The organism is Stappia indica, from assembly GCF_001696535.1.
Classification (GTDB): domain Bacteria; phylum Pseudomonadota; class Alphaproteobacteria; order Rhizobiales; family Stappiaceae; genus Stappia; species Stappia indica.
This window is the reverse complement of record NZ_MBQE01000001.1, coordinates 942,617-966,787: the sequence shown is the minus strand read 5'-3', so window position 1 is coordinate 966,787 and position 24,171 is coordinate 942,617. Positions and strand designations below refer to the sequence as shown.

34 protein-coding genes are annotated in these 24,171 nt (G+C 65.2%); 32 read left to right on the top strand and 2 right to left on the bottom strand.

The features are described 5' to 3' along the window. Nucleotides 1-7 precede the first annotated feature (7 nt). From fusA to BBX35_RS04415, 32 genes are all read left to right on the top strand, one after another. Entirely contained in the window at nucleotides 8-2,083 is a 2,076-nt protein-coding gene (gene fusA / locus BBX35_RS04570) for an elongation factor G (RefSeq protein ID WP_067216528.1), read from the top strand. Nucleotides 2,084-2,132: 49 nt separating this feature from the next. Continuing rightward, nucleotides 2,133-3,308 carry an elongation factor Tu gene (tuf, locus tag BBX35_RS04565; protein WP_067216525.1) on the top strand — a complete coding sequence of 392 codons (1,176 nt, stop codon included), beginning with the start codon at nucleotides 2,133-2,135 and terminating at the stop codon, nucleotides 3,306-3,308. Between the two features lie 52 nt (nucleotides 3,309-3,360). Continuing rightward, on the top strand, nucleotides 3,361-3,669 hold the full coding sequence (rpsJ, locus tag BBX35_RS04560) for a 30S ribosomal protein S10 (RefSeq protein WP_067216522.1): 309 nt from the start codon (nucleotides 3,361-3,363) through the stop codon (nucleotides 3,667-3,669). Between the two features lie 23 nt (nucleotides 3,670-3,692). Beyond that, the gene (gene rplC, locus BBX35_RS04555; RefSeq protein ID WP_067216520.1) at nucleotides 3,693-4,403 is read left to right on the top strand and encodes a 50S ribosomal protein L3; all 711 of its coding nucleotides are present in this window, start codon (nucleotides 3,693-3,695) and stop codon (nucleotides 4,401-4,403) included. After that, nucleotides 4,403-5,023, top strand: coding sequence for a 50S ribosomal protein L4 (rplD, locus tag BBX35_RS04550; protein WP_067216517.1), 621 nt, complete (start codon nucleotides 4,403-4,405; stop codon nucleotides 5,021-5,023). The genes rplC and rplD overlap by 1 nt, the downstream gene beginning before the upstream one ends. Next, complete coding sequence (locus BBX35_RS04545; protein WP_067216514.1) at nucleotides 5,020-5,313, top strand: 50S ribosomal protein L23; 294 nt, start codon at nucleotides 5,020-5,022, stop codon at nucleotides 5,311-5,313. The genes rplD and BBX35_RS04545 overlap by 4 nt, the downstream gene beginning before the upstream one ends. A 16-nt stretch (nucleotides 5,314-5,329) precedes the next feature. Continuing rightward, nucleotides 5,330-6,163, top strand: coding sequence for a 50S ribosomal protein L2 (gene rplB, locus BBX35_RS04540; protein ID WP_067216512.1), 834 nt, complete (start codon nucleotides 5,330-5,332; stop codon nucleotides 6,161-6,163). A gap of 12 nt (nucleotides 6,164-6,175) precedes the next feature. Continuing rightward, complete coding sequence (rpsS, locus tag BBX35_RS04535) at nucleotides 6,176-6,454, top strand: 30S ribosomal protein S19 (RefSeq protein WP_067216510.1); 279 nt, start codon at nucleotides 6,176-6,178, stop codon at nucleotides 6,452-6,454. 2 nt (nucleotides 6,455-6,456) lie between these two features. Then, complete coding sequence (gene rplV, locus BBX35_RS04530; protein WP_067216508.1) at nucleotides 6,457-6,837, top strand: 50S ribosomal protein L22; 381 nt, start codon at nucleotides 6,457-6,459, stop codon at nucleotides 6,835-6,837. Beyond that, complete coding sequence (gene rpsC, locus BBX35_RS04525; RefSeq protein ID WP_067216505.1) at nucleotides 6,837-7,559, top strand: 30S ribosomal protein S3; 723 nt, start codon at nucleotides 6,837-6,839, stop codon at nucleotides 7,557-7,559. The genes rplV and rpsC overlap by 1 nt, the downstream gene beginning before the upstream one ends. Nucleotides 7,560-7,604: 45 nt before the next feature. Next, nucleotides 7,605-8,018, top strand: a complete 414-nt coding sequence (gene rplP / locus BBX35_RS04520; protein ID WP_067216503.1) for a 50S ribosomal protein L16 — start codon at nucleotides 7,605-7,607, stop codon at nucleotides 8,016-8,018. A gap of 23 nt (nucleotides 8,019-8,041) precedes the next feature. Further along, nucleotides 8,042-8,242, top strand: a complete 201-nt coding sequence (gene rpmC, locus BBX35_RS04515) for a 50S ribosomal protein L29 (RefSeq protein ID WP_067216501.1) — start codon at nucleotides 8,042-8,044, stop codon at nucleotides 8,240-8,242. A gap of 10 nt (nucleotides 8,243-8,252) precedes the next feature. Further along, complete coding sequence (gene rpsQ / locus BBX35_RS04510) at nucleotides 8,253-8,495, top strand: 30S ribosomal protein S17 (RefSeq protein WP_067216498.1); 243 nt, start codon at nucleotides 8,253-8,255, stop codon at nucleotides 8,493-8,495. A 56-nt stretch (nucleotides 8,496-8,551) separates the two neighbouring features. Next, nucleotides 8,552-8,920 (top strand): 50S ribosomal protein L14, encoded by a 369-nt coding sequence (gene rplN / locus BBX35_RS04505; protein ID WP_067216497.1) that lies wholly within the window; start codon nucleotides 8,552-8,554, stop codon nucleotides 8,918-8,920. Beyond that, a complete protein-coding gene (gene rplX / locus BBX35_RS04500; RefSeq protein WP_067216494.1) occupies nucleotides 8,920-9,237 on the top strand; it encodes a 50S ribosomal protein L24 in 318 nt (105 codons plus the stop codon). The genes rplN and rplX overlap by 1 nt, the downstream gene beginning before the upstream one ends. After that, on the top strand, nucleotides 9,230-9,787 hold the full coding sequence (rplE, locus tag BBX35_RS04495; protein ID WP_067216492.1) for a 50S ribosomal protein L5: 558 nt from the start codon (nucleotides 9,230-9,232) through the stop codon (nucleotides 9,785-9,787). Before rplX ends, rplE begins: the two co-directional genes overlap by 8 nt. A 23-nt stretch (nucleotides 9,788-9,810) precedes the next feature. Next, nucleotides 9,811-10,116, top strand: coding sequence for a 30S ribosomal protein S14 (gene rpsN, locus BBX35_RS04490; RefSeq protein ID WP_067216490.1), 306 nt, complete (start codon nucleotides 9,811-9,813; stop codon nucleotides 10,114-10,116). A gap of 12 nt (nucleotides 10,117-10,128) precedes the next feature. Further along, complete coding sequence (rpsH, locus tag BBX35_RS04485; RefSeq protein WP_067216487.1) at nucleotides 10,129-10,527, top strand: 30S ribosomal protein S8; 399 nt, start codon at nucleotides 10,129-10,131, stop codon at nucleotides 10,525-10,527. 43 nt (nucleotides 10,528-10,570) lie between these two features. After that, the gene (gene rplF / locus BBX35_RS04480; protein WP_067216485.1) at nucleotides 10,571-11,104 is read left to right on the top strand and encodes a 50S ribosomal protein L6; all 534 of its coding nucleotides are present in this window, start codon (nucleotides 10,571-10,573) and stop codon (nucleotides 11,102-11,104) included. An 11-nt stretch (nucleotides 11,105-11,115) separates the two neighbouring features. Then, nucleotides 11,116-11,478 carry a 50S ribosomal protein L18 gene (gene rplR / locus BBX35_RS04475; protein WP_067216483.1) on the top strand — a complete coding sequence of 121 codons (363 nt, stop codon included), beginning with the start codon at nucleotides 11,116-11,118 and terminating at the stop codon, nucleotides 11,476-11,478. Between the two features lie 40 nt (nucleotides 11,479-11,518). After that, nucleotides 11,519-12,091 carry a 30S ribosomal protein S5 gene (gene rpsE / locus BBX35_RS04470; protein WP_067216481.1) on the top strand — a complete coding sequence of 191 codons (573 nt, stop codon included), beginning with the start codon at nucleotides 11,519-11,521 and terminating at the stop codon, nucleotides 12,089-12,091. Nucleotides 12,092-12,133: 42 nt separating this feature from the next. Next, nucleotides 12,134-12,325: a 50S ribosomal protein L30 gene (gene rpmD, locus BBX35_RS04465; RefSeq protein ID WP_067216479.1), complete on the top strand. Its 192-nt coding sequence runs from the start codon at nucleotides 12,134-12,136 to the stop codon at nucleotides 12,323-12,325. 18 nt (nucleotides 12,326-12,343) lie between these two features. Further along, entirely contained in the window at nucleotides 12,344-12,814 is a 471-nt protein-coding gene (gene rplO, locus BBX35_RS04460) for a 50S ribosomal protein L15 (RefSeq protein ID WP_067216477.1), read from the top strand. Between the two features lie 49 nt (nucleotides 12,815-12,863). After that, a complete protein-coding gene (secY, locus tag BBX35_RS04455) occupies nucleotides 12,864-14,198 on the top strand; it encodes a preprotein translocase subunit SecY (RefSeq protein WP_067216475.1) in 1,335 nt (444 codons plus the stop codon). Beyond that, a complete protein-coding gene (locus BBX35_RS04450; RefSeq protein WP_067216472.1) occupies nucleotides 14,195-14,791 on the top strand; it encodes an adenylate kinase in 597 nt (198 codons plus the stop codon). Before secY ends, BBX35_RS04450 begins: the two co-directional genes overlap by 4 nt. A 158-nt stretch (nucleotides 14,792-14,949) precedes the next feature. Further along, nucleotides 14,950-15,318, top strand: coding sequence for a 30S ribosomal protein S13 (gene rpsM, locus BBX35_RS04445; RefSeq protein ID WP_067216470.1), 369 nt, complete (start codon nucleotides 14,950-14,952; stop codon nucleotides 15,316-15,318). Between the two features lie 71 nt (nucleotides 15,319-15,389). Next, a complete protein-coding gene (gene rpsK / locus BBX35_RS04440; RefSeq protein WP_067216467.1) occupies nucleotides 15,390-15,779 on the top strand; it encodes a 30S ribosomal protein S11 in 390 nt (129 codons plus the stop codon). Between the two features lie 79 nt (nucleotides 15,780-15,858). Beyond that, complete coding sequence (locus BBX35_RS04435) at nucleotides 15,859-16,881, top strand: DNA-directed RNA polymerase subunit alpha (RefSeq protein ID WP_067216465.1); 1,023 nt, start codon at nucleotides 15,859-15,861, stop codon at nucleotides 16,879-16,881. Nucleotides 16,882-16,959: 78 nt separating this feature from the next. Next, nucleotides 16,960-17,385 (top strand): 50S ribosomal protein L17, encoded by a 426-nt coding sequence (rplQ, locus tag BBX35_RS04430; RefSeq protein WP_067216462.1) that lies wholly within the window; start codon nucleotides 16,960-16,962, stop codon nucleotides 17,383-17,385. Nucleotides 17,386-17,533: 148 nt separating this feature from the next. Further along, entirely contained in the window at nucleotides 17,534-18,970 is a 1,437-nt protein-coding gene (locus BBX35_RS04425; protein WP_067216459.1) for a DegQ family serine endoprotease, read from the top strand. A gap of 27 nt (nucleotides 18,971-18,997) precedes the next feature. After that, the gene (locus BBX35_RS04420) at nucleotides 18,998-20,311 is read left to right on the top strand and encodes a replication-associated recombination protein A (protein ID WP_067216458.1); all 1,314 of its coding nucleotides are present in this window, start codon (nucleotides 18,998-19,000) and stop codon (nucleotides 20,309-20,311) included. A gap of 69 nt (nucleotides 20,312-20,380) precedes the next feature. Beyond that, nucleotides 20,381-22,876 carry a patatin-like protein gene (locus tag BBX35_RS04415; protein ID WP_067216455.1) on the top strand — a complete coding sequence of 832 codons (2,496 nt, stop codon included), beginning with the start codon at nucleotides 20,381-20,383 and terminating at the stop codon, nucleotides 22,874-22,876. Here BBX35_RS04415 and folB read toward each other — a convergent pair. Further along, a complete protein-coding gene (gene folB, locus BBX35_RS04410; RefSeq protein WP_067216453.1) occupies nucleotides 22,851-23,219 on the bottom strand; it encodes a dihydroneopterin aldolase in 369 nt (122 codons plus the stop codon). The genes BBX35_RS04415 and folB overlap by 26 nt on opposite strands. A gap of 158 nt (nucleotides 23,220-23,377) precedes the next feature. Further along, nucleotides 23,378-24,088, bottom strand: a complete 711-nt coding sequence (lipB, locus tag BBX35_RS04405) for a lipoyl(octanoyl) transferase LipB (protein WP_067216451.1) — start codon at nucleotides 24,086-24,088, stop codon at nucleotides 23,378-23,380. Nucleotides 24,089-24,171 lie beyond the last annotated feature (83 nt).

Here is a 24,171-nt window from a genome sequence, read left to right as displayed (position 1 = left end):
TGACATCATGTCGCGCACTCACAAGATCGAAGACTACCGCAATTTCGGCATCATGGCCCACATCGATGCGGGCAAGACCACGACGACCGAGCGGATTCTCTTCTACACCGGCAAGAGCCACAAGATCGGCGAAGTCCATGACGGCGCCGCCACGATGGACTGGATGGAGCAGGAGCAGGAGCGTGGCATCACGATCACGTCCGCTGCCACCACTGCGTTCTGGAACAACAAGCGCCTGAACATCATCGACACGCCGGGTCACGTCGACTTCACCATTGAGGTGGAGCGGTCCCTGCGCGTGCTCGACGGCGCGGTTGCCCTTCTCGATGCCAACGCCGGTGTCGAGCCGCAGACCGAGACCGTCTGGCGTCAGGCCGACAAGTATCATGTCCCGCGCATGATCTTCGTCAACAAGATGGACAAGCTCGGCGCGGACTTCTACCGCTGCGTCGACATGATCAAGTCGCGTCTCGGTGCCAAGCCGCTCGTCATGCAGCTCCCGGTGGGTGCTGAGAGCGAGTTCGCCGGCGTCGTCGACCTGATCAAGATGAAGGCCCTGATCTGGCGCGACGAGTCCCTCGGCGCTGCCTGGGACGAGGTCGAGATCCCGGCTGACCTGGCCGACAAGGCCCAGGAATACCGCGACCTGATGATCGAGACCGCTGTCGAGGCCGACGAGGCCGCGATGGAGGCCTATCTCGAGGGTGAGGAGCCGACGGTCGAGGGCCTGAAGGCGCTCATCCGCAAGGGCACCATCAACAGCGAGTTCGTTCCGGTGTTCTGCGGTTCGGCGTTCAAGAACAAGGGCGTGCAGCCCCTGCTGGACGGCGTCGTCGACTACCTGCCGAGCCCGATCGAGGTTCCGGCGATCAAGGGTATCGACCCGAAGACCGAGACCGAGACCCTCCGCAAGTCGGGCGACGAAGAGCCGCTCTCCATGCTGGCCTTCAAGATCGCCAACGACCCGTTCGTCGGTTCGCTGACCTTCTGCCGCATCTACTCCGGCGTCCTGAACAAGGGCGTGTCTCTCCAGAACACCGTGAAGGAGAAGAAGGAGCGCGTCGGCCGCATGATGCAGATGCACGCGAATTCGCGTGAGGACATCGACGTGGCTTACGCTGGCGACATCGTTGCCATCGCCGGCCTGAAGGACACGACCACTGGCGATACGCTGTGCGACCCGCTGAAGCCGGTCATCCTGGAGCGCATGGAGTTCCCGGATCCGGTCATCGAGATCGCCGTCGAGCCGAAGACCAAGGGCGACCAGGAGAAGATGGGCCTGGCCCTGAACCGCCTGGCTGCCGAGGATCCGTCCTTCCGCGTCAAGACCGACGAAGAGTCCGGCCAGACGATCATCGCCGGCATGGGCGAGCTTCATCTCGACATCATCGTCGACCGCATGAAGCGCGAGTTCAAGGTCGAGGCGAACATCGGTGCGCCGCAGGTTGCCTACCGCGAGACGATCACCCGTCAGGCGGAAGTCGACTACACCCACAAGAAGCAGACCGGCGGTACGGGCCAGTTCGCCCGCATCAAGCTGGTGATCGAGCCGAACGACCCGGGTGCCGGTTACGCGTTCCAGAGCACGATCGTGGGTGGTTCGGTCCCGAAGGAGTACATCCCGGGCGTCACCAAGGGTATCGAGAGCGTCATGTCCTCGGGCCCGCTGGCCGGCTTCCCGATGGTCGACATCAAGGCCACCCTCATCGATGGTGCCTACCACGACGTCGACTCCTCGGTGCTGGCGTTCGAGATCGCGGCCCGTGCCGGTTTCCGTGAGGCCATTCAGAAGGCCGCGCCGAAGCTGCTCGAGCCGATCATGAAGGTCGAGGTGGTTACGCCTGAAGACTACATGGGCGACGTCATCGGCGATCTGAACTCCCGTCGTGGCCAGATCACCGGCACCGAGAATCGCGGTGTCGTCACCGCGGTGAACGCCATGGTGCCGCTGGCCAACATGTTCGGTTACGTCAACAACCTGCGCTCGATGTCGCAGGGACGTGCCCAGTACTCGATGGTGTTCGACCACTACGAGCAGGTTCCGCAGGCTGTCGCGCAGGAAGTTCAGGCCAAGTACGCCTGATTGCCGTCAACGCCACATCAACTGAATAAACAAGGTACGGAGAAATCCGATGGCGAAAGCAAAGTTTGAGCGGACGAAGCCGCACGTGAACATTGGCACGATCGGCCACGTCGACCATGGCAAGACGACGCTGACGGCGGCGATCACGAAGTTTTTCGGTGAGTTCAAGGCGTACGACCAGATCGACGCTGCTCCCGAGGAGCGGGCTCGCGGCATCACGATCTCGACGGCACACGTCGAGTACGAGACCGAGAACCGCCACTACGCCCACGTGGACTGCCCGGGCCACGCCGACTACGTGAAGAACATGATCACGGGTGCGGCGCAGATGGACGGCGCGATCCTGGTGTGCTCGGCGGCCGACGGCCCGATGCCGCAGACCCGCGAGCACATCCTTCTGGCCCGTCAGGTCGGCGTGCCGGCTCTGGTGGTGTTCCTGAACAAGGTCGACCAGGTCGACGACGCCGAGCTGCTCGAGCTGGTCGAGATGGAAGTGCGCGAGCTGCTTTCGTCCTACGAGTTCCCGGGCGACGACATTCCGATCGTTGCGGGTTCGGCTCTTGCCGCTCTCGAGGGTCGTGACGATGCGATCGGCGAGACGAAGATCCGCGAGCTGATGGCTTCGGTCGACGACTACATCCCGACGCCGGAGCGTCCGGTCGACATGCCGTTCCTGATGCCGATCGAGGACGTGTTCTCGATCTCGGGTCGTGGCACGGTGGTGACCGGCCGCGTCGAGCGCGGCATCGTGAAGGTCGGCGAGGAAGTCGAGATCGTCGGCATCCGCGACACCAAGAAGACGACGGTGACCGGCGTCGAGATGTTCCGCAAGCTTCTGGACCAGGGCCAGGCCGGCGACAACATCGGCGCTCTGATCCGCGGCGTCGGCCGTGAGGACGTGGAGCGTGGCCAGGTGCTGTGCAAGCCGGGTTCGGTGACGCCGCACACGAAGTTCAAGGCCGAGGCCTACATCCTGACGAAGGAAGAGGGTGGCCGCCACACTCCGTTCTTCACCAACTACCGCCCGCAGTTCTACTTCCGCACGACGGACGTGACGGGCGTGGTGACGCTGCCGGAAGGCACGGAGATGGTGATGCCGGGCGACAACGTGTCGGTCGAGGTCGAGCTGATCGTGCCGATCGCGATGGAAGAGGGTCTGCGCTTCGCTATCCGCGAGGGCGGCCGTACCGTCGGCGCCGGCGTCGTCGCCTCCATCATCAAGTAACCAACAAGGCGGAACGGATAACCGTTCCGCCGTCCCGCTCGGGGATTGAGAGATGAACGGTCAGAACATTCGGATCCGTCTCAAGGCGTTTGACCATCGGGTTCTCGATGCGTCGACCCGTGAGATCGTCAACACGGCGAAACGGACCGGTGCACAAGTGCGCGGCCCGGTGCCGCTGCCCACGCGGATCGAGAAGTACACCGTGCTTCGTGGTCCGCATATCGACAAGAAAAGCCGTGATCAGTTCGAGATGCGCACTCACAAGCGCCTCCTCGACATCGTTGATCCGACGCCGCAGACCGTGGACGCGCTCATGAAGCTCGACCTCGCGGCCGGTGTCGACGTCGAGATCAAGCTGTAAGGCGCTCACAAGGGGACACGCCGATGCGTTCTGGAGTGATCGCACAGAAGGTGGGTATGACGCGCATCTATAACGATGCGGGTGAGCATGTGCCGGTGACGGTGCTGAAGCTCGAAAACTGTCAGGTTGTTGCCCACCGGACGGAAGAAAAGAATGGCTATGTCGCGCTGCAGGTCGGCGCCGGTCTGGCCAAGGTGAAGAATACGTCGAAGGCCATGCGCGGACATTTCGCCGTTGCCAGCGTCGAGCCGAAGCGCAAGCTTGCCGAGTTCCGCGTCTCCTCGGAGAACGTGATCGAGGTGGGTGCGGAGATCACGGCCGACCACTTCGTCGAGGGCCAGTTCGTGGACGTCACGGGCACCTCGATCGGTAAGGGCTTCGCCGGTGCCATGAAGCGTCACAACTTCGGTGGCCTGCGCGCCTCGCACGGTGTGTCGATTTCGCACCGTTCGCATGGTTCGATCGGTCAGTGCCAGGATCCGGGCAAGGTCTTCAAGGGTAAGAAGATGGCCGGTCACATGGGCGCCGAGCAGGTGACCACGCAGAACCTGAAGATCGTCCGCACCGATCCGGAGCGCGGCCTGATCATGATCCAGGGCGCTGTCCCGGGTTCGAAGGGTGGCTGGATCGTGGTTCGCGATGCCGTCAAGAAGGCCCTGCCGGATGGCGTGCCGATGCCGGGTGCGTTCCGCGCTTCCGCGGCTGAGGCTGCGGTCGAGAAGGAGAGCGAGTGATGGAACTTGAGGTGAAGACCCTGGACGGGGCCGCCGCCGGTTCGATCACGGTGTCGGACGAGATCTTCGGTCTCGATCCGCGCACCGACCTGATCCACCGCGTCGTGCGTTGGCAGCTCGCCAAGCGCCAGGCCGGTACCCACAAGGCGCAGCAGCGCTCGGAAGTCTCTGGCTCGACGAAGAAGTTCGTCCGCCAGAAGGGCTCGGGCGGTGCACGTCACGGCAACAAGAAGGCCCCGCAGTTCCGCGGCGGTGGTAAGGCTCATGGCCCGGTCGTGCGCAGCCACGCTCACGACCTGCCGAAGAAGGTTCGCGCCCTCGGCCTGCGTCATGCCCTGTCTGCGAAGTTCAAGGCCGACGGCCTGATCATCGTCGACGTGGCGAGCGCCGAGGAAGCCAAGACCAAGGCTCTGGCCGCGCGTCTGGCGAACCTGGGCCTGAGCAACGCGCTCGTCGTGGACGGCAGCGAGATCGATGCGAACTTCCGCCTCGCCTCGCGCAACATCCCGGCGATCGACCTGCTGCCCGTCGAAGGCCTGAATGTCTATGACATCCTGCGTCGTGAGAAGCTGGTGCTGACCAAGTCGGCGGTGACGGCTCTCGAGGAGCGGTTCAAATGACCAACCTGAAGCACTACGACACGGTCGTTTCCCCGGTGATTACCGAGAAGGCGACCTTCGCTTCGGAGCAGAACAAGGTCGTGTTCAACGTCTCCCCGACGGCGACCAAGCCCGAGATCAAGGCGGCAGTCGAGGCGCTGTTCGGCGTCAAGGTCACGGCAGTGAACACCCTGGTCCGCAAGGGCAAGGCGAAGCGCTTCCGCGGTCGTCTCGGCCAGCAGTCCGACGTCAAGAAGGCGGTCGTGACGCTTGCCGATGGCCAGTCCATCGACGTCACCACCGGACTCTGAGGGCGGAGAAGGAAAGATGGCACTCAAGACCTTTAATCCGACGTCGCCCGGCCGTCGCCAGCTGGTGATGGTCGACCGCTCGACCCTCTACAAGGGCAAGCCGGTCAAGACGCTGACGGAAGGCCTGTCGAAGACGGGCGGCCGCAACAACATGGGCCGCACGACGTCGCCGAACCGCGGTGGCGGCCACAAGCGCCGTTATCGTCTGATCGACTTCAAGCGGACCAAGGCCGACATTTTCGCGACCGTCGAGCGGATCGAGTACGATCCGAACCGGACCGCCTTCATCGCTCTCATCAAGTATGAGGACGGTGAGCTCGCTTACATCCTGGCGCCGCAGCGCCTGGCCGTTGGCGACAAGGTCGTGTCGGGCAAGCTCGTCGACGTGAAGCCGGGCAACGCGATGCCGTTGGCATCGATCCCGGTCGGCACGATCGTGCACAATGTCGAGCTGAAGCCGGGCAAGGGCGGCCAGGTGGCCCGTTCCGCCGGTGCGTATGCCCAGATCGTCGGCCGTGACCAGGGTTACACCACGGTCCGCCTGCAGTCTGGTGAGCAGCGCCGCATTCTCGGCACCTGCATGGCCTCGATCGGCGCCGTGTCCAACCAGGACCATGGCAACATCAACCTCGGCAAGGCCGGCCGCTCGCGCTGGATGGGTCGTCGCCCGCACGTTCGCGGTGTCGCGATGAACCCGGTCGACCACCCGCATGGTGGTGGCGAGGGCCGCACCTCTGGTGGCCGTCATCCGGTCACCCCGTGGGGCAAGCCGACCAAGGGCAAGCGCACGCGTCGCAACAAGGCCACGGACAAGTTCATCGTCCGCAGCCGCCACGCGCGCAAGAAGTAAGAGGGGCCTGGAATGGCACGTTCTGTTTGGAAAGGCCCGTTCGTCGACGGCTTTCTGCTGAAGAAGGCAGAGAAGGTCCGCGCCTCGGGTCGCAACGAAGTCATCAAGATGTGGAGCCGGCGCTCGACCATCCTGCCGCAGTTCGTCGGTCTTACCTTCGGCGTCTACAATGGTCAGAAGCACGTTCCGGTTCTGGTGTCCGAGGACATGATCGGTCACAAGTTCGGCGAGTTCTCGCCGACCCGGACCTATTACGGCCACGGCGCTGACAAGAAGGCGAAGAGGAAGTAACGATGGGCAAGCCGAAGGGCGGGCGCGCGCTCGCCGATAACGAGGCGAAGGCGGTCGCCCGGATGCTGCGGGTCTCGCCGCGCAAGCTCAACCTCGTCGCGGCTACGATCCGCGGCCAAAAGGTCGAGAAGGCTCTCGCCGACCTCACCTTCTCGCGCAAGCGGATCTCCGACGACGTCAAGAAGACGCTGATGTCGGCGATCGCCAATGCCGAGAACAACCACGATCTCGACGTCGACAGCCTTGTCGTCGCCGAGGCGCATGTCGGCAAGGCTTTCGTGATCAAGCGGTTCCAGGCGCGTGCTCGTGGCCGTGTCGGTCGGATCGAGAAGCCGTTTTCGAACCTGACCATCGTCGTCCGCGAAGTCGAGGAGACTGCCTGATGGGACAGAAAGTTAATCCGATCGGCCTGCGGCTTGGCATCAATCGCACCTGGGATTCGCGCTGGTACGCGGACAAGGGCGAGTACGGCAAGCTGCTGCACGAGGATTTCCGCATCCGCGAGTACATCCTCAAGGCCCTCAAGCAGGCGGCCGTGTCCAAGGTCGTCGTCGAGCGCCCGCACCGCAAGTGCCGCGTCACGGTCCATTCCGGCCGTCCCGGCGTGATCATCGGCAAGAAGGGCGCCGACATCGAGAAGCTCCGCAAGGCGCTTTCCGACATGACCTCTTCGGACGTGCACATCAACATCGTTGAAGTGCGCAAGCCCGAGGTCGACGCCCAGCTGGTGGCCGACTCGATCGCACAGCAGCTCGAGCGCCGCGTGGCGTTCCGCCGCGCCATGAAGCGTGCCGTTCAGTCGGCGATGCGCATGGGCGCCCAGGGCATCCGCATCAACTGCGGTGGCCGTCTGGGTGGCGCGGAAATCGCACGTACCGAATGGTACCGCGAAGGCCGCGTGCCGCTGCACACGCTGCGCGCCGACATCGACTACGGCGTGTCCACGGCGCACACCGCCTACGGCACCTGCGGCGTCAAGGTCTGGATCTTCAAGGGCGAAATCCTTGAGCACGATCCGATGGCCTCCGAGCGACGCGCTGTCGAGGGCGACGGAACGAACCAGGGCGGCGGACGCCGCGAGCGCGAGCGTGGCCGCGCCGCCTAACGGCGCCGGTCGGGTCTTGGACAGAAGCAAAGAGCGAGAGAAGAGATGCTGCAACCGAAGCGAACGAAGTTCCGCAAGCAGCACAAGGGCCGGATCCACGGCACCGCCAAGGGCGGTACGGATCTCAACTTCGGCGCCTTCGGCCTGAAGGCCGTCGAGCCGGAGCGGGTGACCGCGCGCCAGATCGAGGCGGCCCGTCGTGCCATGACCCGTCACATGAAGCGTGCGGGTCGTGTTTGGATCAGGATTTTCCCGGACGTGCCGGTTTCGTCGAAGCCGACCGAAGTCCGTATGGGTAAGGGTAAGGGTTCGCCGGACTATTGGGCCTGCAAGGTCAAGCCCGGCCGGATCATGTTCGAAATCGACGGCGTGCCGGAAGATACGGCACGTGAGGCGATGCGCCTTGCGGCAGCCAAGCTGCCGATCAAGTGCCGCTTCGTCCAGCGTATCGCCGACTGAGGCGCGACCAGGAGACTAGTGCCATGAAGGCGACAGACGTTCGGGCAAAGACCATGGACGAGCTGGGAACGGAGCTCGAGAGCCTGAAGAAGGAGCAGTTCAATCTGCGCTTCCAGCGGGCTACCGGCCAGCTTGAGAACACGGCGCGGGTCCGCCAGGTGCGCCGCGACATCGCCCGCATCCAGACGATCATGCGCGAGAAGCGCGTGGCGACAAGCGCGTAAGGAGATCGAAATGCCGAAACGCGTTCTGCAGGGTGTCGTTGTCAGCGACGCCAACGAAAAGACGGTGACGGTTCGCGTGGAGCGCCGCTTTACGCACCCGCTCTACAAGAAGACCGTTCGTCGCTCGAAGAAGTATCGGGCGCATGACGAGACCAACGCGCACAAGGTCGGGGACACCGTCCTCATCCAGGAATGCGCGCCGATCTCGAAGACCAAAACCTGGACCGTTGTCGAAGGTTCGACTGCGGACTGACGTGACTTCCGGCGTCCGGTGTCGGACGCGGTGAAAGAAGAATAAGGCGGCCAGTCATGATTCAGATGCAAACAAACCTCGACGTGGCGGACAATTCCGGCGCCCGTCGTGTCATGTGCATCAAGGTGCTCGGCGGCTCGAAGCGGAAATATGCCAGCGTCGGCGACATCATCGTCGTCAGCGTGAAGGAGGCCAATCCGCGCGGCCGCGTCAAGAAGGGCGACGTGATGAAAGCGGTCGTTGTGCGCACGGCGAAGGATATCCGCCGGCCCGACGGCTCCGTGATCCGGTTCGACCGCAATGCGGCCGTGCTGGTCAACAACAACAAGGAACCGATCGGGACCCGTATCTTCGGCCCGGTTCCGCGTGAACTGCGTGCGAAGAACCACATGAAGGTGATCTCGCTCGCACCGGAGGTTTTGTAATGGCCGCCAAGATCAAGAAGGGCGACACCGTCGTCGTGCTTACCGGTCGTGACAAGGGCAAGACCGGTGAAATCGTCCGCATGCTGCCGGACGAGAACAAGGCTGTGGTGCGTGGCGTGAATGTGGTTCGTCGCCACCAGCGCCAGACCGCCCAGTCGGAAGGTGGCATCGTTTCGAAGGAGCTGCCGGTTCACGTGTCGAACCTGGCGCTTGCCGACCCCAAGGATGGCAAGCCGACGCGCGTCGGGTTCCAGATCAAGGAAGACGGCACCAAGGTGCGCGTGGCCAAGCGTTCGGGGGATCTGATCGATGGCTGAGACCAAGACCGCTCCGCGGCTGAAGACGGAATATCTGGAAAAGATCCGTCCGGCGCTGCAGGAGAAGTTCAACTACAAGAACCCGATGCAGATCCCGTCGCTCGAGAAGATCGTTCTCAACATGGGCGTCGGCGAAGCAGTCGCGGACAGCAAGAAGGCGAAGATCGCCGCCGACGACCTGGCCATGATCGCCGGTCAGAAGCCGGTGATCACCCGTGCCCGCACGTCCATCGCCACCTTCAAGGTGCGCGAAGGCATGCCGCTCGGCGCCAAGGTCACGCTGCGTGGCGAGCGCATGTACGAGTTCCTGGACCGCCTGATCACCATCGCGCTGCCGCGCGTTCGTGACTTCCGCGGCCTGAACGCGAAGAGCTTCGACGGACGTGGCAACTACGCCATGGGCATCAAGGAGCACATCGTGTTCCCGGAGATCAATTACGACAAGGTCGACCAGATCTGGGGCCTTGACGTGATCGTGTGCACGTCCGCGGACAATGATGACGAGGCGCGCGAGCTTCTGCGCGCGTTCAACTTCCCGTTCCGTAAGTAAACGGGAAAGAACGAGGACAGACGATGGCGAAGAAGAGCGCGATCGAGAAGAACAAGCGGCGCGAGCGGCTCGTTAAGAAGTACGCCGAGAAGCGTGCGGAACTGAAGGCTGCGGCGAAGGACGAAGGTCTCTCGCTCGAGGAGCGTTACGCAGCGCGCCTCAAGCTTGCCAAGCTGCCGCGCAACTCTGCGGAGATTCGCGTGCGCAACCGGTGCGAAGTCACCGGCCGTCCGCGCGGCTACTACCGCAAGCTGAAGATGTCGCGCGTTGCGCTTCGCGAGCTGGGCTCCAAGGGTTTGGTCCCGGGCCTCGTGAAGTCGAGCTGGTAAGGAGACGGTCCGATGGCGATTTCTGATCCCTTGGGCGATATGCTCACCCGGATTCGCAATGCCCAGATGCGGCGCAAGAGCAAGGTTTCCACGCCTGCGTCGAAACTGCGTGAACATGTGCTCGACGTTTTGGTCGCGGAGGGGTATATCCGCGGCTATTCGATGGTCGAGTACGAGGGCGGCAAGTCGGAGCTCGAGATCGAGCTGAAGTATTTCGACGGCGAGCCGGTGATCCGCTCCATTGAGCGTGTCTCGAAGCCGGGTCGGCGGGTGTATTCTTCGGTGAAGAATATCCCGCGCGTCGCGAATGGCCTGGGTGTCTCGATTCTGTCCACGCCGCGTGGCGTGATGGCGGATCACGATGCCCGTGAGCAGAACGTGGGTGGCGAGGTTCTCTGCCGCATCTTCTGATGCGGCAGCCCCGCCAGGCAATTGAACTGGACAGGTTGGTCATATGTCTCGAATTGGCAAGAAGCCAGTCCCCGTGCCGAGCGGGGTAACGGCAACGATCAACGGTCAGATGGTTGAGGTCAAGGGCCCGAAGGGACAGATGTCCTTCGAGCTCAACAACCTCGTTCTGGCCGAAATGAACGACGATGGGATTTCGATCACGATGCGCGAGGACAGCAAGCCTGCCCGCGCCATGTGGGGCATGTCCCGCACGATGGTCGAGAACCTGGTGACGGGCGTCAGCAAGGGCTTCGAGAAGAAGCTCGAGATCACCGGCGTCGGTTACCGCGCACAGGTGCAGGGCAAGAACCTGCAGCTTGCGCTCGGTTTCTCCCATGACGTGGTCTATCCGATGCCCGAGGGTATCGAGGCCGCTTGCCCGAAGCCGACGGAGATCGTCATCACCGGCATCGACAAGCAGCGCGTTGGCCAGGTTGCTGCGGAAATCCGCAAGTACCGGCCGCCGGAGCCCTACAAGGGCAAGGGCATCCGCTATGCGGGCGAGTTCATCGTCCGTAAGGAAGGCAAGAAGAAGTAACGGACCGGATCATGGCGAAGACAAACAATGGCTTCGAACGCCGCCGCGACCGCGTCCGTCGTTCGATCAAGAAGGTTCTGAACGGCCGTCCGCGTCTGTCGGTGCACCGTTCGTCCAAGCAGATCTATGCTCAGATCATCGACGATGCGCAGGGCTGCACCCTGGCGTCCGCCTCGACGATCGAGAAGGATCTTCGTGGCACGCTGAAGACCGGCGGCAACATCTCGGCTGCGGCCGAGGTCGGCAAGCTCATCGCAGAGCGCGCCAAGGCTGCCGGTGTCACCAAGGTCGTGTTCGACCGTGGCGGCTACATGTACCACGGGCGCGTGAAGGCTCTGGCCGACGCCGCGCGCGAGGGCGGACTGGAATTCTGATCGTCGTCAAGACGCTCACAGACAAACGGAAGCGAATATTATGGCGAGACAGGATACACGGGAGCGCGGTGGCGATCGCGCCGAGCGTGACAGCGAGTTTGTCGACAAGCTCGTCCACATCAACCGCGTCGCCAAGGTCGTGAAGGGCGGACGCCGCTTCGGATTTGCCGCACTCGTCGTGGTCGGCGACCAGAAGGGCCGCGTCGGCTTCGGTCACGGCAAGGCGCGTGAAGTGCCGGAAGCGATCCGCAAGGCCACCGAGGCTGCCAAGCGCTCGATGATCCGCGTCGCTCTGCGCGAGGGTCGGACCCTGCATCACGACGTCAACGGCCGCCACGGCGCCGGCAAGGTCGTGCTGCGTGCGGCTCCGGCCGGTACCGGCATCATCGCCGGCGGCCCGATGCGCGCCGTGTTCGAGACGCTCGGCGTCCAGGACGTGGTGGCGAAGTCGCTCGGTTCGGCGAACCCCTACAACATGGTGCGCGCCACCTTCGAGGCCCTCAAGCAGGAAGACAGCCCCCGTTCGGTTGCTGCCCGCCGCGGCCTCAAGGTTTCGCAGATCCAGTCGCGTCGCCGCGACATCGACGACAGCGTTCCGGCCGCCGAGGCTTGAACCCGGCTGTTGCCGACCCCAGCTTGAGAAAGGCTTGGTTCCATGGCGAACGAAAAGACCGTCACGGTCGAGCAGGTGGGTAGCCCGATTCGGCGCCCGAAGGATCAGCGGGCTACGCTCGTCGGTCTCGGTCTGAACAAGATGCACCGCCGCTCGACGCTGAAGGATACCCCGGAAGTGCGTGGCATGATCCGGAAGGTTCAGCACCTCGTTCGCGTCGTCGAAGACGCGTAAGGTGCGGGGAGACAGACGATGAAACTCAACGAACTCCGGGACAATCCGGGTGCCACCAAGGAGCGCATGCGCGTCGGCCGTGGCATTGGTTCGGGCAAGGGTAAGACCGGTGGCCGTGGTGTCAAGGGTCAGAAGTCCCGCTCGGGCGTTGCAATCAAGGGCTTCGAGGGCGGCCAGATGCCGCTGCATCGTCGCCTGCCGAAGCGTGGCTTCACCAACATCTTCGCAAAGTCGTTCAACGCGGTCTCGCTCGGCCGTGTCCAGACCGCGATCGATGCCGGCAAGCTCGACGCTTCCCAGACGGTGACCGCCGAGGCCCTCAAGGCCGCTGGCGTCATCCGCCGCGTCAAGGACGGCGTCCGCCTGCTCTCCGATGGTGAGCTGAAGGCGGGTGTGACCTTCGAGGTCGCCGGTGCCTCCAAGAACGCGCTTGCCGCGGTCGAGAAGGCCGGTGGCAAGGTCACGATTATCGGAGCCCAGGCTGAATAAGCCTGGGTTTTCCCACGTCAGATTGCTCGAGAATTGACCGGAGCCCGGAATGGCATCTGCTGCCGAACAGCTAGCGGCTAATCTGAACTTTTCAGCTTTCGCCAAAGCCGAGGAATTGAAGAAGCGTATCTGGTTCACACTGGGTGCGCTTCTTGTGTATCGGTTCGGCACTTACGTGCCGCTGCCCGGGATCAATCCGGATGCCTTCGCGCAGGCCTTCGGCCAGGCGCAGCAGGGCATCGTCGGGCTGTTCAACATGTTTTCCGGCGGTGCCGTGGAGCGCATGGCGATCCTGGCGCTGGGAATCATGCCCTACATTTCCGCCTCGATCATCATCCAGCTGCTCACCTCGGTCGTTCCCTCGCTGGAACAGCTGAAGAAGGAAGGCGAGCAGGGCCGCAAGGTCATCAACCAGTACACCCGCTACGGCACGGTGGTTCTGGCGACCTTCCAGGCCTACGGCATTGCCATCGGCCTCGAGAGCGCCGCCAATGTGGTGGTCGATCCGGGCTGGTTCTTCCGCATTTCCGCGGTGATCACGCTGGTCGGCGGCACCATGTTCCTGATGTGGCTGGGCGAGCAGATCACCGCCCGCGGCATCGGCAACGGCATCTCGCTGATCATCTTCGCCGGCATCGTCGCGGGCCTGCCGTCGGCGATCGCCTCGACGCTCGAGCTCGGCCGCCAGGGCGCCCTGGCCACCCCGATCATCATCGGCATCATCCTGCTGTCGATCGTCGTGATCGCGCTGATCGTGTTCATGGAGCGCGCGCAGCGACGGCTCCTGATCAAGTATCCCAAGCGCACGGTCGGCAACCAGATGGTCGAGGGCAACACTTCGTTCCTGCCGCTGAAGCTCAACACCGCCGGCGTCATTCCGCCGATCTTCGCCTCCTCGCTGCTGCTGGTTCCGGCGACCCTGTCGGGGCTCGGCTCGACCGGTGACGAGGCGAGCTGGCTGACGACGGTGACGGCGCTGCTCGGCCATGGCCAGCCGCTCTACATGCTGCTCTATGCGGCGCTCATCGTGTTCTTCTGCTTCTTCTACACTGCCATCGTGTTCAATCCGTCGGACACGGCCGACAACCTGAAGAAGCATGGCGGCTTCATCCCCGGCTTCCGTCCGGGCGAGCGGACCGCCCAGTACATCGATTATGTGCTGACCCGCATCACGGTGGTCGGTGCCATCTACATCGTCCTGGTCTGTCTATTACCCGAATTCCTCATTTCCGCGACCGGCGTTCCGTTCTACTTCGGAGGCACCTCGCTGCTGATCATCGTCAGCGTGACCATGGATACGGTTTCCCAGATCCAGGGCCATCTGCTCGCGCATCAGTACGAAGGCCTTGTCAAGAAGGCGAAACTCAGGGGGAAGCGCAGATGAGGTTGATTTTTCTCGGACCGCCGGGCGCCGGCAAGGGAACGCAGGCCGCTCGGCTGGTCGAGAAGCACGGAATTCCGCAGCTCTCCACCGGTGACATGCTGCGCGCCGCCGTTGCGGCCGGCACGCCGGTCGGCCTGAAGGCCAAGGCGGTGATGGACGCGGGCGGTCTGGTGTCGGACGACATCGTCATCGGCATCGTCGCCGACCGGATCGAGGAAGCGGACGCGCAGAAGGGTTTCATCCTCGACGGCTTTCCGCGCACGGTCGCCCAGGCCGAAGCGCTCGACCACATGCTGGCGAGCAAGGGCATGCAGCTCGACATGGTGCTGGAGCTCGAGGTCGACCAGTCGATCCTCGTCGACCGCATCATCAAGCGCGCCGCCGATGCCAAGGCCGCCGGACAGCCGGTCCGCAAGGACGACGATCCGGAGGTCTTCAAGCAGCGCCTCGAGGCCTATAACCGCGACACCGCGGTCGTGGCTCCCTACTACCGCAACCGCGGACAGCTGGTCGGGATCGACGGCATGAAGCCGATCGACAACGTCTCGGCACAGATCGATTCCGCGCTTGACGCGGTGGCAGCTGCGGGCTAAGGCTCGCGGCTCCAGCAAAACGCCTGCATCCGGGCCGCGTGAAGCGCGCGGCGCGGGTGCGTTTGCGCTTTCCTCCGCAAGGGCCGGGCTCCACCGGACGCGGGGACAACCTGGCACGTTCCTCATCCCGAGGTCGCGCCCTTCACATGGAGACGGCAATGGCCCGTATCGCAGGTGTAAATATCCCGACCAACAAGCGCGTCGTCATCGCGCTTCAGTACATTCACGGCATTGGCGCGAAGTTCGCGGCGGAGATCATCGAGAAGGTGAACATCGCTCCTGAGCGCCGCGTCAACGAGCTGTCCGACGCCGAAGTGCTCGCGATCCGCGAGACCATCGACCGCGACTACATCGTCGAGGGCGACCTGCGTCGTGAGACGGCCATGAACATCAAGCGTCTGATGGACCTTGGCTGCTACCGCGGCCTGCGTCATCGTCGCGGTCTTCCGGTGCGCGGCCAGCGTACCCATACGAACGCCCGCACCCGCAAGGGTCCGGCGAAGCCGATTGCCGGCAAGAAGAAGTAATCTCACTGGCAATCAGGCCCGGTGGAGCCGCCGAGTTACGGCGGTGACGAGATCGACCAAAGGACAAAGACATGGCTAAAGACACCACGCGCGTCCGCCGCCGCGAGCGAAAGAATATTTCCTCCGGCGTGGCGCATGTGAACTCCACGTTCAACAACACGATGATCACCATCACCGACGCACAGGGCAACGCGATCTCCTGGTCGTCCGCCGGTGCGATGGGCTTCAAGGGCTCGCGCAAGTCGACCCCGTATGCGGCTCAGGTCGCGGCCGAGGACGCTGCCCGCAAGGCGGCCGAGCACGGCATGCGCACCCTCGAGGTCGAGGTTCGCGGTCCCGGTTCGGGCCGTGAGTCCGCTCTGCGCGCCCTGCAGGCTGCCGGCTTCATGGTGACCTCGATCCGCGACGTGACGCCGATCCCGCACAACGGGTGCCGTCCGCGCAAGCGCCGCCGCGTCTGACGCTCAGCCGCACATCGTTCATTCCCATGGCACAGCATGGCCGGCCCTCGAGGTCGGCGGGACAGCCGGAGGATAAGAATTGAGCATTCACAAAAACTGGCAGGAACTGATCAAGCCGAACAAGCTCGAGGTGAAGCCCGGCCACGACCCGCGTGTCGTCGGTACGGTCGTCGCCGAGCCGCTTGAGCGTGGCTTCGGTCTGACGCTGGGCAATGCCCTGCGCCGCGTTCTTCTGTCCTCGCTCCAGGGCGCGGCAGTGACGGCGGTGCAGATCGACGGCGTTCTGCACGAGTTCTCGTCCATTCCGGGCGTGCGGGAAGATGTCACCGACATCGTCCTGAACATCAAGGAAATCGCGCTGCGCATGCAGGGCGAGGGCCCCAAGCGCATGGTCGTGCGCAAGCAGGGTCCGGGCGTGGTGACGGCTGGCGACATCCAGACGGTCGGCGACATCGAGGTTCTCAACCCCGATCTCGTTCTCTGCACCCTCGACGAGGGCGCGGAGATCCGCATGGAGTTCACGGTCAACACCGGCAAGGGCTACGTGCCGGCGGAGCGCAACCGTCCGGAAGATGCTCCGATCGGGCTCATCCCGGTCGACAGCCTCTACTCCCCGGTCAAGAAGGTCTCCTACAAGGTCGAGAACACCCGTGAGGGCCAGGTTCTCGACTACGACAAGCTGACCCTGAACGTGGAGACCGACGGTTCGGTTTCCCCGGAAGATTCCGTCGCTTTCGCGGCGCGGATCCTGCAGGACCAGCTTTCGATCTTCGTCAACTTCGAAGAGCCGCGTCGCGAAGTGAAGGAGGACACTGTCCCCGAGCTCGCGTTCAACCCGGCGCTTCTTAAGAAGGTCGACGAGCTGGAGCTGTCGGTGCGTTCGGCCAACTGTCTGAAGAACGACAATATCGTGTATATTGGCGATCTCATTCAGAAGACCGAGGCGGAGATGCTGCGCACCCCGAACTTCGGCCGCAAGTCGCTCAACGAGATCAAGGAAGTTCTCGCCCAGATGGGTCTCCATCTCGGCATGGAAGTGGCCAACTGGCCGCCGGAGAACATCGACGAGCTCGCCAAGCGCTACGAGGATCATCAGTACTGATCGCGCGAAAGCGCGGTCTTCCAAGGGACAGGCGGCGGCACGCAAGAGACGTGACCGCCAGAGAAAAAGGAGAGAGCCATGCGCCACGGCAATCGCGGCCGCAAGCTCAACCGGACATCCAGCCATCGCAAGGCGATGTTTGCCAACATGTCCGCTTCGCTGATTGAGCATGAGCAGATCGTGACGACCCTCCCGAAGGCCAAGGAACTGCGGCCGATCGTGGAAAAGCTCGTCACCCTCGGCAAGCGTGGTGACCTGCATGCCCGCCGTCAGGCGATCGCGCAGATCCGCGACGTTGCCCTCGTTCGCAAGCTGTTCGACACGCTTGCCGAGCGCTACAAGGGCCGCAACGGCGGCTACACCCGCGTCCTCAAGGCCGGGTTCCGCTACGGCGACAACGCCCCGATGGCCGTGATCGAGTTCGTCGATCGCGACGTCGACGCCAAGGGCGCGGTCGACCGGGCGCGCAACGAGGCCGCCGAAGGCGCCGAAGCTGCGGCTTGATCTTGCGGGCGAACCTCGCGTTCGCATTCGCACACGGAAAGGCGGCCTTCGGGTCGCCTTTTTTGTTAGGTTTGGCTCGACTGTCCAAAGGCGGGGCATGAGTCGTTCCGGCCATGCCCGGCGCCGCCAATCGGTGAGGTTTCCAGGGATGTCCGTCTACACCCTCGCAGGCCGCGCTTCGCTCGCGCTTGCCACCGCCCTTTTCGTCGCGCTCGCCGGCGTTTCCACCGCCGGCGCCCAGGAGCGGACAGCGCCGCGCGATGCGGCCGAACTGCGCCTGTCCTTCGCGCCGGTCGTGCAGCAGGCCGCGCCCGCGGTCGTCAACGTCTATGCCAGCCGCACGGTGCAGAGCCGTCCGGTCTCGCCGTTCTTCGACGATCCGTTCTTCCGTCGCTTCTTCGGCGGGCCGGGGCAGGACATGGGGCGCCCGCGCGAGCGCGTGCAGTCCTCGCTCGGCTCCGGCGTCATCGTCTCGGCCGACGGCATCATCGTCACCAACAACCACGTGATCGCCGAGGCGGACGCGGTGCGGGTGGCGTTGGCCGACCGGCGCGAGTTCGACGCCGAGATCGTGCTGAAGGACGAGCGCACGGATCTGGCCATCCTGCGGGTCCGGGGCGCGTCGGAAACCTTCCCGCATATCCAGTTCGCCGATTCCGACACGCTCGCCGTCGGCGACATCGTGCTGGCCATCGGCAATCCCTTCGGCGTCGGCCAGACGGTGACGCAGGGCATCATCTCGGCGCTGGCCCGCACCCGGGTCGGCGTCTCCGACTACCAGTTCTTCATCCAGACGGATGCGGCGATCAATCCGGGCAATTCCGGCGGCGCGCTGGTCGACATGGAAGGCCGGCTGGTCGGCATCAACACGGCGATCTTCTCCCGCTCCGGCGGGTCGAACGGCATCGGCTTCGCCATTCCCTCCAACATGGTGCATTTCGTCGTCGATGCGGCGGAGAATGACGGCCGCGTGCGCCGGCCCTGGCTCGGTGCCAGCCTGCAGACCGTCAGCGCCGAGATCGCCGAGGCGCTCGGCCTCGACCGTCCGAGCGGCGTTCTCGTGACCGTGGTCGGCGCCGGCAGTCCGGCGGACCGGGCCGGGCTGAAGGTCGGCGACCTGATCACCCATGTGGGCGATACGGAAGTCACCGATCCGGACAGCTTCGGCTACCGCTTCGCCACCCGCACGGTCGGCTCCACCACCACGTTGACGGTGCTGCGCCCGCGCGGCGAGGTGAAGCTGGAGGTGGCGCTGGAGGCGGCTCCCGAGACGACCCCGCGCGATGCGCGCGAGATTTCCGACTATTCGCCCTTCGCCGGCACGACGGTGATGAACCTGTCGCCGGCCGTTGCCGAGGAGCTGCGGCTCGACGGCTTCGATACCGGCGTCGTCATCGCCAAGATCGAGCCTGGCTCGCCGGCGGCACGCGTCGGCCTGCAGGTCGGCGACGTGATCCAGACCATCAACGGGCGCGAGGTCGATTCCAGCCGCACCCTGCAGCGAATCGCCGGCAGCGATCCCGGCGTCTGGCGGTTGGAGATCCGGCGCGGCGGCCGGGTCCTGCGGATCGCGCTGCGGGGCTGAGGCGGAAGGCGAGGGCAGGGCACTTCGATGAGCGATCTCTTCCAGTCCGCAGGGCTCGGGGCGCAGACCCGGCGGCCACTTGCCGACCGGCTGCGGCCGATGCAGCTCTCCGACGTGGTCGGGCAGGATCACCTGCTCGGCCCCGACGGCGTGTTGACCCGCATGCTGGAGACCGGCTCGCTCGGCTCGCTGGTGTTCTGGGGACCGCCCGGCACCGGCAAGACCACGGTGGCGCGGCTGCTGGCGGATGCGACGGACCTGCGCTTCGAACAGATCTCGGCGATCTTCAGCGGCGTTGCCGAGCTGAAGAAGGTGTTCGAGACCGCGCGCGCCTCGCGCCTTACCGGCAAGGCGACGCTGCTTTTCGTCGACGAGATCCACCGCTTCAATCGGGCCCAGCAGGACAGCTTCTTGCCGGTCATGGAGGACGGCACGGTGACGCTGGTCGGCGCCACCACCGAGAACCCGAGTTTCGAGCTCAACGCCGCGCTGCTGTCGCGGGCGCATGTGCTGACCTTCCGCACGCTCGACAGCGAGGCGCTGGAGCGGCTGCTTGCCCGTGCCGAGGCGGAGGAGGGAAAGCCTCTGCCGCTCGACGAGGGCGCGCGCGCTGCGCTCCTGCGCATGGCCGACGGCGACGGGCGTGCCGCCTTGACGCTGGCAGAGGATGTCTGGCGCGCCGCGCGCGGAGGGGAGACCTTTGATGCGGAGCGGCTGCAGGAGCTGGTGCAGCGCCGGGCCCCGGTCTACGACAAGTCGCGCGACGGCCACTACAATCTCATCTCGGCGCTGCACAAGTCGGTGCGCGGGTCGGATCCGGATGCGGCGCTCTACTGGTTCTGCCGCATGCTGGACGGCGGCGAGGATCCATTGTTCCTCGCCCGGCGGCTGATCCGCATGGCGGTCGAAGATATCGGCCTTGCCGATCCCAATGCGCTGGTTCAGGCCAATGCGGCGCGCGATGCCTATCAGATGCTCGGCTCGCCGGAAGGCGAACTGGCGCTGGCGCAGTCGGTGGTCTATCTGGCGACCGCGCCGAAGTCGAACGGCGCCTATGTCGCCTACAAGGCGGCGATGCGCGCGGCCAAGCAGCACGGCTCGCTGGCCCCGCCCAAGCATATCCTCAACGCCCCGACCAAGCTGATGAAGTCGGAAGGCTATGGCGACGGCTATGCCTACGACCACGACCAGCCGGACGCCTTCTCGGGGCAGGACTATTTCCCCGAAGCGATGGGCCGCCAGCGCTTCTACGACCCGCCCGAGCGGGGCTTCGAGCGCGAGCTGCGCAAGCGCCTCGACTACTGGGACAAGCTGCGGCGGGAGCGCGGCGGGCGCTCCTGACAGCTTGCCCATTGCGCTTTGCCGCGAACAGGCGGACCATGGCAGCGGCGTCCTGTTCCGGTAGGATCCATGAAACAGATCGAGTTGCGTCTGGCGCTGGTGCTCTACGGAGGGGTTTCCCTTGCCGTCTACATGCACGGCATTACGCGGGAATTCCTGAACCTGGTGCGGGCATCGCGGCGGCTTGAGGCGCATGGCGCCGGCGCCGGAGCAGCCGCGCGGGACGAGACCAGCACCGAGGTCTACCAGCGGTTCCTGTCGCTGTTCGCGCCGACGCTGGACCTGCGGGTCGTCGTCGACGTGATCGCGGGCGCCTCCGCCGGCGGCGTCAACGGCGTGATGCTGGCGCGGGCGCTGGCGCACAATCTCTCACTCGACGGCCATCGCGACCTCTGGTTGGAAAATGCCGACGTCACCCGGCTCTCCAACGAGCCCGTCGGCCTCAGCCGCTATCTCAAGGGCTCCATCGCCCCGGTGCTCGACCGGCTGGTCGGCATCGCCCTCAAGTCGGAGCTCGGCGATCCGGAGACGCGGACCAAGCTGCGCCAGTTCATGCAGGCGCGGTGGTTCACCCCGCCGTTCTCGGGTGAGCGCTATGTCGGCTGGATGCTGGATGCGGCCAAGGGGATGCGCGCGGACGCCTCGCACAGCGCCACGCCCTCGCTCATCCCGCAGGGACAGTCGCTGGACCTCTTCGTCACGGTGACGGACTTCCATGGCGCAAGGCGCCGCTTTGCCATCGACGATCCGGTGGAGGTGGAGGAGACCGAGCACCGGCTGATCCTGCGCTACTCCGCCAGCAGCCGGGGCAATGGCGAGATCGTCTCCGATTTCACCGACGCCCGCATCCCCGACCTGATCTTTTCGGCGCGCGCGACCTCCGCCTTTCCCGGTGCCTTTCCGCCGATGACCGTGGGCGAGATGGACCGGGTGCTGAAGGATCGCGGCGAGACCTGGCCGCTGCGCGGCATCTTCCTGCACCGCGCCTTTGGGCGCAGCGAGACGCCGCCCGAGAGCCGCATCCTGGTCGACGGCAGCGTCGTCATGAACAAGCCGTTCCAGCCTGTGATCGAGGCGATTGCCGGGCGCCCTGCGGCGCGCGAGGTCGTGCGGCGCATCGTCTATGTCGACCCTATGGCCAACGTCCTCGGCCGCAAGAACGAGGCACTCGCGGCGGATCCCGACAGCGGGCAGGCGGCGGCCGAGGATCTGGTCCATCCCGACGGCACGCTGCCCGGCTTCTTCCGGGTCATCCTCGCATCGCTCGCCCATATCCCGCGCAACGAGCCCATCGGCGACGCGCTGGAGCAGGTGGAGGACTACAATCGCGACGTCCGGCAGGTGGCGGAGGTGATCGCCGCGGCCGAACCGGTCGTGGAGAGGGAGGTGGGGTCGATCCTGCGCGCCGATCTCGACCGGCCGATGACGGTTCCCGAGCTCACCCGCTGCCGGATGCTGGCCAACCAGCGCGCCCATGCCTCGGCGGGGTATGCCTATCACGGCTACCAGCGGCTGAAGCTGTCCGGCGTGGTGACGCGGGTGTCGGAGCTTCTGGCGCAGCTCGCAACGGCGAGGGCGGGCACGGTGGGCGGGACGGTGACCAGCCCGCGCGACTGCGAGGTGCGGATCGAGACCTGGCTTGCCCATCATCATGCCGAGGCCGCCTCCGGCCATGGCGGGGTCGAGGGGCCGACGCCGCAGCCGATCATCCGTTTCCTGCGCGGGCTCGATGTCGACTACCGCATCCGCCGGCTGCGCTTCGTCATTCGCCGGTTGAACCGGCTCTACCGTGCAGCCGGCGCGGAGATGGAGCTGCGCCCGGCGGAAATGGACGAGCTGAAGAGCACGCTCTACGAGCAGGTCGATCATCTCGGCCAGCGCTGGTCGGTGAGCTTCTACGGGGCGGAGACGGCCGATGCGGCAGCACGGCTTGCCGTCTGCGCCCCGGACGATGTCGCCACCATCGGCGAGGTGCTGGACCAGCTTGCCATCCGCATGGGCCTCGCCGATCTCGACCAGCTGTGCGACGACGCGTTCTCGGTGATGGCCTACAGCTACCTGCCGCAGCCGCTGCGCCTGCCGCTCGTCGCCGCCTATATCGGCTTCGCCTTCTACGATCTCGTCACACTGCCGGTGCTGCGTCGGCTGGCGAGCTCTGAATACAACGAGATCCTGATCGACCGCATCAGCCCGTCCGACCCGCATGCGCTGCGGCCCGAGGGCGTCAAGCTGAAGGGCAACAATCTCAACGCCTTCGGCGCGTTCTTCAACCGCCGCTGGCGGGAGCACGACTATCTGTGGGGGCGGCTGTCTGCGGCCGACCGGCTGATGACGATGGCCACCCGCGCCGCCGCGCCGATCGTCGCCGTCGATCCGCAGGCGCTGGCCGCGGTCCGGCGCGAGGTGTTCCTGGCGATCCTGCGCGAGGAGGATGGCCGCCTGGTCGCGGACCGCCGGCTGGTGCCGGACCTGCTCGACGAGGTCGAGCGCATGCTCGCCGCCGGGGCGGGGGAGGCGGCGCCGGCGAGCAAGGAGGAGGTCAGCTCGCTGTCCGCGTCCGCGTGATCTCGACGCTGACCCGGCCGGCGGCGATGGGCAGCGGCGCGCCCGGCTTGTGCACGCGCACGGTGACTTCGCGAATCCGCCCCTCGGCCTCCAGCACCGCATCGGCAATGGCACCGGCCAGCCGCTCGATCAGGTTGAACCGCGATCCGGTCACCACCTTCTCGATGGTTCTGGTCAGCGTCGCGTAGCACACCGTCTCCTCGTAGCGGTCGCTGCGCGAGGGGGCGGTGAGGTCGAGCCGGCAGGTCAGGTCGACGATGAAACGCTGGCCGAGCCGCGCCTCCTCATCGTGCAGGCCGTGAAAGGCGTAGAAGGCAAGGTCCTGCAGGTGGATGGCGTCCATGAAGGGGCTCGCTGGTCTTTGGCGGCCCGTCGGGCGCGCCGGAGTTCGATGCCGCCATGGGTAGGCCAGCCGGGCGGCAATCGCAATCGTCCAAACCGGCATGGCCGGGGTGCTGTTCCGGAGTGCCTCGCAGCAAGGGCGGTTCGCCCGCGCGCGGATCAGGGTGCGGGAACGGCGACGGTCGGCCCGAATCGTTCCTCGAAACAGCGCTTCAGCACCAGGTCGACATCCTCCAGTGTCACCGGCAGGCCGAGATCGACGAGGCTGGTCACCCCGTGTTCGGTCACGCCGCAGGGCACGATGCCGGAGAAGTGCTCGAGATTCGGATCGACGTTCAGCGACAGGCCGTGAAAGCTCACCCACTTGCGCATGCGGATGCCGATGGCGGCGATCTTGTCTTCCCGGGTCGCGCCCTTTTCCGGGCGGCGCACCCATACGCCGACGCGGTCCTCGCGCCGCTCGCCGCGCACATGGTGCTCCCACAAGGTGCCGATCACCCAGTCCTCCATCGCGGCGACGAAGGCGCGCACGTCGGGCCGGCGGCGCTTGAGGTCGAGCATCACATAGGCGACCCGTTGTCCGGGGCCGTGATAGGTGAACTGGCCGCCGCGCCCGGTCTTGTGCACGGGGAAGCGGTCGGGGGCGATCAGGTCCTGGTCCTTGGCGCTGGTGCCGGCCGTGTAGAGCGCCGGGTGCTCCAGCAGCCAGACCCGCTCGGCCATGGTGCCTTCGGCAATGCCGGTGACGCGCCGCTCCATCTCTTCCAGCGCGACGTCGTAGGCAACCGGCCCGTCGCTGACGGCCCACTCCACGGGGGGAGAGCCGGCGCTGGGGAAGAAGGAGCCGGCCAGTTCCGCACGCTCTGTCATTTTGCAAGTCCGTTAGGAGTTTGTTAACCAGACGCCCGCCAAGGTCGGCGGACGGGGCGGCATCGGCCCGGCCCGTATAGAAT